Annotated in this window: 11 protein-coding genes, 1 tRNA gene and 2 pseudogenes; 11 read left to right on the top strand and 3 right to left on the bottom strand. The window is 65.8% G+C overall.

Annotated features, from left to right (window positions below):
• The 5 genes from tolA to GPT33_RS14195 all read left to right on the top strand — a co-directional run.
• Positions 1-302: cell envelope integrity protein TolA (gene tolA / locus GPT33_RS14215; protein WP_296810035.1), on the top strand; the 302-nt coding region annotated here is incomplete at its 5' end.
• 15 nt (positions 303-317) lie between these two features.
• Entirely contained in the window at positions 318-1640 is a 1323-nt protein-coding gene (gene tolB / locus GPT33_RS14210; RefSeq protein ID WP_296810032.1) for a Tol-Pal system beta propeller repeat protein TolB, read from the top strand.
• A gap of 61 nt (positions 1641-1701) precedes the next feature.
• Positions 1702-2235 (top strand): peptidoglycan-associated lipoprotein Pal, encoded by a 534-nt coding sequence (gene pal / locus GPT33_RS14205; RefSeq protein ID WP_296810030.1) that lies wholly within the window; start codon positions 1702-1704, stop codon positions 2233-2235.
• Positions 2236-2440: 205 nt separating this feature from the next.
• On the top strand, positions 2441-3304 hold the full coding sequence (gene ybgF / locus GPT33_RS14200; protein ID WP_296810029.1) for a tol-pal system protein YbgF: 864 nt from the start codon (positions 2441-2443) through the stop codon (positions 3302-3304).
• 101 nt (positions 3305-3405) lie between these two features.
• Positions 3406-3481, top strand: a tRNA-Lys gene (locus GPT33_RS14195).
• A 463-nt stretch (positions 3482-3944) separates the two neighbouring features.
• On the opposite strand, the pseudogene GPT33_RS14190 reads toward GPT33_RS14195, so the two are convergent.
• From GPT33_RS14190 to GPT33_RS14180, 3 genes and pseudogenes are all read right to left on the bottom strand, one after another.
• Positions 3945-4364: pseudogene (locus GPT33_RS14190) on the bottom strand (redoxin domain-containing protein); the annotation flags it as partial.
• 52 nt (positions 4365-4416) lie between these two features.
• On the bottom strand, positions 4417-4623 hold the full coding sequence (gene hemP, locus GPT33_RS14185; RefSeq protein ID WP_296810027.1) for a hemin uptake protein HemP: 207 nt from the start codon (positions 4621-4623) through the stop codon (positions 4417-4419).
• A complete protein-coding gene (locus tag GPT33_RS14180) occupies positions 4620-4793 on the bottom strand; it encodes a hypothetical protein (RefSeq protein ID WP_296810025.1) in 174 nt (57 codons plus the stop codon). Before GPT33_RS14180 ends, hemP begins: the two co-directional genes overlap by 4 nt.
• A 539-nt stretch (positions 4794-5332) precedes the next feature.
• Here GPT33_RS14180 and GPT33_RS14175 point away from each other — a divergent pair.
• From GPT33_RS14175 to GPT33_RS14150, 6 genes and pseudogenes are all read left to right on the top strand, one after another.
• A complete protein-coding gene (locus tag GPT33_RS14175; protein ID WP_296810023.1) occupies positions 5333-5893 on the top strand; it encodes a lipocalin family protein in 561 nt (186 codons plus the stop codon).
• A 133-nt stretch (positions 5894-6026) separates the two neighbouring features.
• A complete protein-coding gene (locus GPT33_RS14170; RefSeq protein ID WP_296810021.1) occupies positions 6027-6338 on the top strand; it encodes an antibiotic biosynthesis monooxygenase in 312 nt (103 codons plus the stop codon).
• Between the two features lie 27 nt (positions 6339-6365).
• Positions 6366-7268 carry an ROK family protein gene (locus tag GPT33_RS14165; protein ID WP_296810019.1) on the top strand — a complete coding sequence of 301 codons (903 nt, stop codon included), beginning with the start codon at positions 6366-6368 and terminating at the stop codon, positions 7266-7268.
• Positions 7269-7317: 49 nt separating this feature from the next.
• On the top strand, positions 7318-7929 hold the full coding sequence (locus tag GPT33_RS14160) for an NAD(P)-binding oxidoreductase (protein WP_296810017.1): 612 nt from the start codon (positions 7318-7320) through the stop codon (positions 7927-7929).
• 31 nt (positions 7930-7960) lie between these two features.
• Positions 7961-8440 (top strand): tRNA (N6-threonylcarbamoyladenosine(37)-N6)-methyltransferase TrmO, encoded by a 480-nt coding sequence (gene tsaA / locus GPT33_RS14155; protein ID WP_296810015.1) that lies wholly within the window; start codon positions 7961-7963, stop codon positions 8438-8440.
• Positions 8441-8517: 77 nt separating this feature from the next.
• Positions 8518-9902 (top strand): annotated as a pseudogene (locus GPT33_RS14150) (hypothetical protein); the annotation flags it as partial.

The following is a 9902-nucleotide window of genomic DNA, read 5'->3' as shown; positions in this document are numbered from 1 at the left end:
CTTTGGCTTCGGAGCAGCTTGCGCGCGAGGCCGATCGCTACGTTCCTGTCATCCGAGATAAGGTCCGTCAGTTTTGGGTCCGGCCGCCGGCGACCGGTCGTGATCTCGCCACGGTGGTCTCGGTACGGGTCATCCCGGGGGGTGATGTGGTACCCGACAGCGTTCGCGTGATCCAGAGCAGCGGCAATACCGCCTTCGATCAGTCGGTCGTCGCCGCGGTGAATCAGGCATCGCCTTTGCCCGTGCCGTCCGGCCCCGTGTTCGAGCGTTTCCGCGAGTTCGATTTCACCTTCAAGCCTTAGCCAGGACAGACCCCTATGCCCCGATACCAGCGCCGCCCCTCGATCCTCATGGCCTTCGCCGTCGTCCTTTTCGGATTCGGGCTCGGTTTCGGGGCCGGACCGGCGCAGGCGCGTCTGAACATCGAGGTTACCGGCGGCGTGGAGGCAGCCCAGCCGATCGCCGTCGTCCCCTTCGGCGTCAGCGACGGGCTCATCCCGCCGGTAGACATCGCCGCGGTCATCAGCGCGGATCTCGCGCGCACCGGGCGGTTTCGTCCGATGCCGACACGCGACATGCTCGACATGCCGGCCCGGCACGAGGACGTGGATCTGCGCGATTGGACCCTGCTCGGGATGAATAACCTGGTCATCGGTCGCGTCGAGGCCGACGGCAGCGGCTACCGGGTCAGCTTCATCCTCTACGACGCCTTCCGCGGCGACCAGCTCGCCAGCAGCACACTCGTCTCCACCAAGGCCGGCATGCGCAACACGGCGCACCGTATCTCCGACATCATCTATCAGAAGCTCACCGGCCAGCGCGGCGTGGCGGCCACCCGCATCGCCTACGTCACCGCCACCGGCCAGGGCGAAGGCCAGACCGTGACCCTGCGCGTCGCGGACGCCGACGGCTACGAGCCCCAGACCATCGTCTCCTCCGGCGAGCCCATCATGTCGCCGGCCTGGTCTCCCGACGGGCGCCGCGTCGCCTACGTGTCGTTCGAGAACAAGCGCGCCGCCATCTATGTCCAGGAGCTGGCCAGCGGGCGCCGCGAGCTGGTCGCGAGCCATCCCGGCATCAACGGCTCGCCGGCCTTCTCGCCCGACGGGCGCAAGCTCGCGATGACGCTCTCCAAGGACGGCAATCCGGACATCTATGTCCTGGATCTGACGAGTCGCGAGCTGGTGCGCCTCACCGACCATTTCGCCATCGACACCGAGCCATCCTGGTCGCCGGACGGTCAACAGATCATCTTTACCTCCGATCGCGGCGGCAGTCCTCAGATCTACCGGATGGGCTCGGGCGGCGGGCCTGCCCAGCGGATCAGCTCCGAGGGCGACTACAACGCGCGCGCCTCCTACGCGCCGGACGGACGCTCCATCGTCCTGGTGACACGCGTCAACGGAATGTTCCGCATCGGGCTGATCGATCTGGATCGCGGCTTCAGGCGCCTTTTGAGCAACGGCAGCTTGGACGAGTCTCCGAGTTTCGCACCGAACGGCAGCATGGTAATTTACGCGACCATCCACGGGGGTCGCGGCGTCTTGGCCGCAGCCTCGATCGACGGCGGCGGCAACCAGCGCCTCTCGCAGGATTCCGGCGAGGTCCGCGAGCCCGCCTGGTCTCCCTTCATCAAATGATCCCGGCGCGCACCCAGCAATCCAATGTCCAATCCCCGAGGCCGGGGTGAAGGAGTCTGTGATGACAACGAACCCCAAGGGCCTTCGGGCGCGGGCGCTGATCCTCCCTCTCGTCGTGCTCGCCTGCGCTTTCGCAGCCGGCTGTACGAGTGCGCCGAAACAGTTGCCCGAGCCGGTCACGCCGCAGCCGACGGCGCCGGCCACGACCGCACCGCTCGAGACGACGCGCCCGGTCTATGCAGGCCCCTGGGAGGATCCGAGCAACCCGTTGTACCAGCGGACCATCTATTTCGACTACGACACCGCCGAGATCAAACCCGAATATCTCCCGGTGCTGCGCACCCACGCCCGCTACCTGGGCACCAACACTGGGGTCAAGGCGACACTGGAAGGCCACACCGACGAGCGCGGGACACGCGAGTACAACCTCGCCCTGGGCGATCAACGTGCCGAGTCGGTACGGCGTTTGATGATTGCCGACGGTGTTCCGCCGAACCAGTTGAGCACGCTCAGCTATGGGGAGGAACGCCCGGCCAATCCGGGCCATAGCGAGCAGGCGTGGCGGTTGAATCGGCGTGTCGTGATCCAGTATTGAATCGCGTTGAATCGCGTCCGGTGCGACCTGCGGGCTTTTCGGTGGGATCGGATTTCGCCGTGGCTCTGCGGGTGTCGGCGTTGACGCGATTCAAATCGTCTAAGAATTTCATTTAATCTGCTTTTCTTGGCGCTTTAGGTCGTTGGACGACTGTCGAGCGCGAAGGTCTCGGTTGTCGCCGAAGCAGGGTTTAGGAGTGCACTCGATGGGTATCCGACCGATTGTCTTGATTCTGGCTGCGGCCCTTGTCGCTGCGGCCATCCCGGCGACGACCTTTGCAAACCCCGCACTCGAGGCGCGGCTCGCCCGCATGGAGCGCATCCTCGAGAATCAGGCCGGATCCGATCTCCTGCTTCAGATGCAGCAGCTCCAGATGGAGATGCAGGAGCTGCGCGGGTTGGTCGAGATGCAGCAGTTCGAGATCCAAAAGCTGCAACGCCAGCAGCGCGATCAATTTCTCGACATCGACTCGCGGCTCGGCGCCGATCGCGGCGATCCCTTGAGCCCCGCCGCCCCGGGCGACCGGAACGGCGATCCAGGGGCCGGCGCTGTCGACTTCAATGGGAGCAGTCTTGATGCTCCCGCCGGCACACCCGATCCGCAGCCTCCGATCGGTGCGCCTGTCCCCTCGTCGAGTGGTGCAGCCGGCATCCCCTCCTTGCCTTCGCCCGAGACGACCGGAGGCAGCGAACGCGATGCCTATGCCGCCGCCTTCGAGCTGCTCAAAGAGCGCAAGTACGACGAGGCTCAAGCCGCCTTCAACGACCTGCTCCGGCGCTATCCGCAGGGCCAGTTCACCGACAACGCACGCTACTGGCTCGGCGAGACCTACTATGTCCAGCGCAACTATCCAGCCGCCTTGGCCGAGCTCGATCGCCTGGTCCAACTGAGCCCCGACAGCCCGAAGGTCCCCGGCGCCATGCTCAAGATCGGCTACATCCAATACGAGCAAAAACAGCTCGACCAAGCGCGCGCCGTGCTCGAGGACGTCGTCAAGCGCTACCCCGACAGCACGGAGGCGCGCCTCGCCAGAAGCCGCCTGGAGCGGATCGGGCAAGAGTTACGCTGAGAGATCCCGGCCGGCGTAAGGCCGCAACGACGCCTGTTTCGAAGGGTGCGCGTCGTAACCCTTCAAAAAGGCCGCGCGCGGCATTATACTAGGCGGCTTTCGCGCCCTTAGCTCAGTTGGTAGAGCATCTGACTTTTAATCAGGTGGTCGCAGGTTCGAGCCCTGCAGGGCGCACCATAAGACAGCGGCTTGGGAGCAACTCTCCCGAGCCGTTTTTCGTTGTGTCACACCTTTGGCGCATGACAGAACCGCAGTCGGTCGCGGGGCTTCCATGCCTCGCCCACAAAAAATCCACCACGAGGGCGGGTCGTTTCAGACGAGGGGATGTTGGTCGTCGGACCAGCGGAGCGTTGGGGGGGGCGGCGCGGCGGGACGATCCGTTTCGGATGCAATCGGGCGTTGCACGAGCGTCCGACGTCGATTAACCGGATACGATCTTCTGAGAAACCGCCATGTTCCGGCCCGGGGCCGGGGCGCTCCGCTCCGGCGGAGACCTCGAATACCGGCGATGCGCGTGTGACCAATACGTATGGCTCGATCGCCGGCGGCGAGCCATGCTGCGGCCTCTTCGCCACCGACGCAAAAAAGCCCCGACCTTTCGGCCGGGGCTGTGCGTATCATTCAAGCCGGATGCGCAGGCTCAGAGCGACTTCTTGCAGAAGTACCAGTCCACGCACTCGTACTCGCCGCTCGCGACCCGTGCGTTCGCCTCCTCCACGCTGCCCGGCGGCGGGACGATGACCTTCTCGCCCGGCTGCCAGTTCTCGGGGGTGGCGACCTTGTAGGCGTCGGAGGTCTGCATGGCTTTCACCAGACGCAGGATCTCGTCGATCGAGCGGCCGTTGCTCATTGGATAGTAGAGCATGGCGCGCAGCACGCCTTGCGGGTCGATCACGAAGGTCGCGCGCACCGCCGAGGTATCGCTCGCGCCGGGCTGGATCATCCCGTAGGCCTTGGCGACCTGCATCGAGAGGTCGGCGATGATCGGAAAACCGATCTCCACGTCGAACTTTTCCTTGATGTTGCGCACCCAGGCGACGTGGCTGTAGTGGCTGTCGATCCAGGATGCGGCTTGCGCAGGTCCGCGCATGGCTGCGGACAACGCCGATCCGTCAGCCGACACGGGCCGTCCGCGACGAGTGTTTCGGGCCGACGAGCTCGAGGTGGCCCGCGCGCGCGACGCGCAGCCGATACAGGCGACCGCGATGCCGGATGCGCAGCTCCCCGCCGGGGTCGAACAGCTCGGCGCTGAAGACGGCGTCTTGAAGCTCGGGCTGCGTGCGCCCGGGATGCTCGGCGCGCTCGATCGCGGCGCTCATGAGGCGCTCTCCGCGTCGGTGGTCGGCAATCGCTTCGAGCCGGCGTGCAGCGCAGCCGGCGTGCGATCCAGCGCGGACGATGCTCCCGGCGGAGGTGCCGCGGTATGGGCGCCCATCAAACCGAGTAGGAGGACACCTGTTGCGACCGTACTGATGAGAAACTCGCGCATGACCATGTCTCCAGGGACACCACGCGGACAAGGGCGCGGTGACCCGATCGGGGTGAAGGGATGATCGGGCAGAGGCATCGGAGCCCCGCTCTTATCGTAATGATAATAGTTCTCGTTAAGAATGCAAGGCCGATCGGCACCGTCGGTGATGAGGCGGGTCGCGCGAGGTCGGGTCGAATTGCAGCTCGGTCCCGGCCGCGCGCGTGGTGGCCGCGACGACCCCGCCAGGCCCCGCACGGCGCCCGACTGCGTTGCAACGCGTTGTTGTAAGAGCCACGACGCCGCCTCGTTGCGCTTTGCCGGACACCGCGCGGGACGCACTCCGGGGCCCGTTCAACTGCCGGATCTGGGTTCAACTGCCGGATCCAGGTTGACAGGTCTCCGGACGGTCCCTAGCCTGATGCCGCGTTCATCGTCGGTGTCGCGATGCAGGGCCGACCGACGCTGCCCGTGCCGCCGAGCGACAGGCGTCCGAGCGGGCGACGATGCCGCAAAGGACATGCGAACGACACCGACATCCACCCGACCCGGTACACGCGATGAATCCTCGCCCGTCGCTGCTCGCGCTTCTCCTCCTGCTCCCGATCCTGCTGACGAGCGGCTGCACCGGTGTGCCGGAGGGCATCGCGCCGGTGCGAGGCTTCGACGCCGAGCGCTACCTCGGCACCTGGCACGAGATCGCCCGTCTGGATCACCGCTTCGAGCGCGGCCTGGAACAGGTGACCGCGACCTACAGCCGGCGCGAGGACGGAGGTCTTGCCGTGCTCAACCGGGGTTACGATCCCGCCGAGGACGTCTGGAAGACGGCCGAGGGCCGCGCCTATTTCCAGTCCACGCCCGATATCGCCAGCCTTAAAGTCAGTTTCTTCGGCCCCTTCTACGGCGGCTATCACGTCTTCGCGCTGGACCCAGAGTACCGCTGGGCGATGATCTCGGGACCGACCCGGGAGTATTTGTGGATCCTGGCCCGGCAACCGCAATTACCGGCCGAGATTCTGGAAGAGCTGATCGCCGAGGCACGGGCGGCCGGCTTCGAAACCGGCACGCTCATCTTCCCCCCGCCCAGTGTTGCACCGGCCACGACGAGCAGGCCAGGATGAGGGTCGGCGGGAGGTCTTTGTAGGCAACGGCAGCGGCAGCGGACTGGTGCCTGCGCCACTCGTCGAGTTGTTTTACTTTTTTGAACCGTTCCTGACAGCCACAGCACGGGGTATCCGATCGATGTTCATCGCCATGAATCGGTTTCGCATCAACCGGGGTTTCGAGGCCGATTTCGAGCGCCTCTGGCGGGAGCGCCAATCCCGGCTCGCACAGGTACCGGGGTTCGTGACCTTTCGACTCCTCAAGGGGCCGGACGACGAGGAGACCACGCTGTACGCATCCCACACGACCTGGGCCTCGCGCGGCCACTTCGATGCGTGGCGCGAGTCCGAGGCGTTCCACAAGGCCCATGCACAGGCGAAGGCGCCTCAGGGGACCTATGCCGGTCACCCGGTACTGGAGCTGTTCGACGTGGTGCTGGAGGAGTCGGCCCCCGGATCTTGATCGGGCCGGGCGAGGAGCTCGAACGTGATGACTCGGATCGGTATCGACCTCGGCGGGACCAAGATCGAGATCGTTGCGCTGGATACCGACGGGCACGAGCTGCTGCGACGGCGGGTGGCGACACCGCAGGGTGATTACGCAGCGACTGTTCGTGCGGTCGCAGACCTGGTGCACGATGCCGAGCAGGCGCTCGGAACGCGAGCCAACGTGGGCGTCGGTACCCCGGGCTCGGTGTCGCGGCTCACCGGATGTCTGCGCAACGCCAATTCCACCTGCCTGAACGACAAGCCCTTGCAGCGTGATCTCGAGACCGCGCTCGACCGGCCGGTGCGCCTAGCCAACGACGCCAACTGTTTCGCCGTGTCGGAGGCGGTCGACGGCGCGGGAGCCGGTGCGGAGACCGTCTTCGGTGTCATTCTCGGTACCGGGGTCGGCGGCGGTGTCGTGGTGCGCGGGCGACTGCTGGTCGGCGCCAACGCGATCGCGGGAGAGTGGGGTCATTCGCCGCTGCCCCTGCAGGATGAGGACGACCGACCGCTTCCGCCCTGTTACTGCGGTCGCGCCGGTTGCGTCGAGACCTATCTCTCGGGTCCGGGGCTTGCGGCCGATCATGCGCGACGTCACGCCGGGATGTTGGATGCTGCGATGATCGCCGTGCGCGCCGCCGCAGGTGACCCGGCGTGCGAGGCCAGCCTCCGACGCTACGAGGCGCGTCTGGCCCGAGCGCTCGCGGTCGTCGTCAATCTTCTCGACCCGGATATGATTGTGCTGGGCGGCGGACTCTCGAAGCTCGATCGGCTCTATCGTCACGTCCCGGATCTCTGGACGGCGCACATCTTCTCCGATCAGGTCGCGACCCGGCTGCTGCCGGCGCGGCATGGCGATGCCTCGGGCGTGCGTGGTGCGGCCTGGCTGTGGGGTGTAACCTGAGGCCTAATCTGAGACCAGATCGGCTGCCGGCTTTCATGAGGAGCACCCAATGCACATCGCACTTTTCGGCGCGACCGGGGGAACCGGGCGCCAGGTTCTGGATCAGGCACTCGCGCAGGGATACGCCGTCTCGGCGCTGGTGCGCGATCCCTCGAAGCTTGCGGAGCAAACAGGATTGACCTTGGTCGTCGGGGATGTCCTGGATCAGGCTGCGACAACCCGCTGCATCCAAGGTGCGGACGCAGTGATCTGTGTCCTCGGCTCGCACGGAAGCCGGGAGCCGATCGAGGCGCTCGGCACCGGGACCATTCTCGAAGGCATGCGCGAAACCGGCGTGCGCCGGCTCGTTGCGGTGACCTCGCTGGGCGTCGGAGACAGTCGCGAGCAGATCAGCTGGGCGTTCCGCGTCATCATGGATCTGACGTTGAAACCCATCATGATGGCCAAGGAAGAGCAGGAACGGCTCATCAAGGCGAGCGGGCTCGACTGGACCATCGTGCGTCCGGGCGGATTGACCGACGGCCCACGCACCGGCGCATACCGCTTCGGGCGCGATCGTTCGATCAAGGGCGGGCGTATCAGCCGTGCCGACGTTGCGGATTTCGTGTTGCGACAGTTGACCGACCCGGCCTTCATCCACCAGACCCCGGCGGTGAGCTGATCAGCCGCGAGGTCATCGTCACCGAGGACTTATGAAGATCGAATACAGCCCGATCGGCACCATCCACTCCCCGTTCGCGCAGCCCACGGACATGCCGATTCAGCCGACCGGTGCGCTCGGCGTCCAGGGCACGATCGAGGTGTTCGAGGCATTTCGGGAGGGTCTGAAAGACCTCGACGGCTTCTCGCACCTGATCCTGCTCTACCACTTTCACCACAGCCGCGGATTCGATCTTCAACCCGTGCCGTTTTTGGATCGTGAACCGCGCGGGCTGTTTGCGACCCGAGCACCGAAGCGTCCGAATTCGATCGGCTTGTCCGTCGTGAGATTGGACAAAATCGAGGGCGGTCTGCTGTCCATCACGAACGTGGATATTCTCGACGGAACCCCGCTGCTGGACATCAAGCCCTATGTCCCGGCGTTCGATACGCCGAGAGACGTGCGCACCGGCTGGTTCGAGAACGTCGCCTCTGCGGTCTCCCACCACCGATCGGATGATCGGTTTCAGTAGGGCCCGAGGGCTGGCTCCTCCTCCCCCGCGCACTATACTCGGAGTGTCTACAGGCCCCAATGCGCGGGAGAACAGCCATGAGCACTCCGGGAGCGAACGACGGCAGGCTGGTGCGGCGGGTCAGGTTCTACTGGGACTCGCCGGTGCGCAAGTTCATCTGGGACTCGCTGCTGCGGGTGCCCTGGCTGATTGCCTACAACATCGCGGGGACCGCGGTTCTGGTGATCCTGTTCGCATTGACCTCCCAGGGCCAGGATCTGCTGCGCATCTCGGCCGAGCGCGGTTTCGGGCTCGGTGATCTCGATTTCCTTTGGAACATCTTGTTCCTGATCGGCACGCTGATCGGTTCCCTGTCGCTCTGGTACACCTCCCGGCTCACGCTGGGTGTCGAGTATCCCGCCTACCCGCTGGACCCCAAGTACGCGGCCTTCGGGCGACGCTGGTGGCCGCGTGTCGTCGGCACACTGGTGCCGCTCGCGATCGGCTGGACCTTTCTGCAGATCGGCTCCGCGGCGCCGAGCAGCGAAACCTTGCTCGGCTGGCTCTACCTCGGGATGGGTTTTGCGTTGTTGCTTTTCTACGTGGTGCGCCGGCCGGTTTTCGGGGTGGAACGAGACGACATGATCCTGGACCTGCGCAACGCCGTCCCGACGGGGCATCGGCGCCGCGGGCGGGCCTTGCTGATCGCCGCTTTCGCGCTGGTTCCGCTCTTCGTGATTGCGCCGGTTCTGCTGCCGCAACTGCTGGGAGCACCTGCGATCGCCGTGCTCGGCGTGGTCGGGATCAGCCTCTTCGGCACCGGCGTTTTGACCTATCTGCCGATGTCCAACGGTGCACCGCCGCTCACGCTCGCCGTGCTGCTGCTGGCCTTGGTGTCCGGTAACTGGAACGACAATCACGCGCTGCGCGTCGGCGACAGCGCGGACATCGCGGTCCAGCGGCCCACGCCTGTCGAGCAGCTCGCGGCCTGGCAGCAGGGCAGCGCCGGGAATGCCGTCGCGCCTGAGTCGGTCGTGCTGGTCGCCACCTCGGGCGGCGGCATCAGTGCGGCCTATTGGACTGCCTCGACGCTGGCCTATCTCGAACAAAAATTCGGCGTGCCCTTCACGGAGCGGCTCTTTGCGGTCAGCGGCGTCTCCGGCGGCAGCCTCGGTGCGGCGACCTATGTCGCTCTGAAGCGGGCCGGGCTGGAAACCGGGCAGACCAATGGCCTGCTCGATCAGGTGCGCGAGACGCTCGGCCACGATTTTCTGTCGCCGGTCGTCGCCGGGATGCTCTTCCCGGATCTGGTGCAGCGCTTTCTGCCCGTGCCGATCGGGCTTGCGGATCGCCAGCGTTTTCTCGAACGCTCCTGGGAGTCGGCCTTCGACGGCGAGGCGAGGGCGCTCTTCAAGGGCCCGTTCCAGGGCCTTTACTCCGGGCCCGAGGCGGCAGCCCTGCCGAGCCTGCCGCTGAACACGAC

The sequence above is a fragment of the Thiocapsa sp. genome, assembly GCF_011390875.1.
GTDB lineage: Bacteria > Pseudomonadota > Gammaproteobacteria > Chromatiales > Chromatiaceae > Thiocapsa.
The sequence above is the reverse complement of the archived record's forward strand: the minus strand, read 5'-3'. Positions and strand labels throughout refer to the sequence as shown.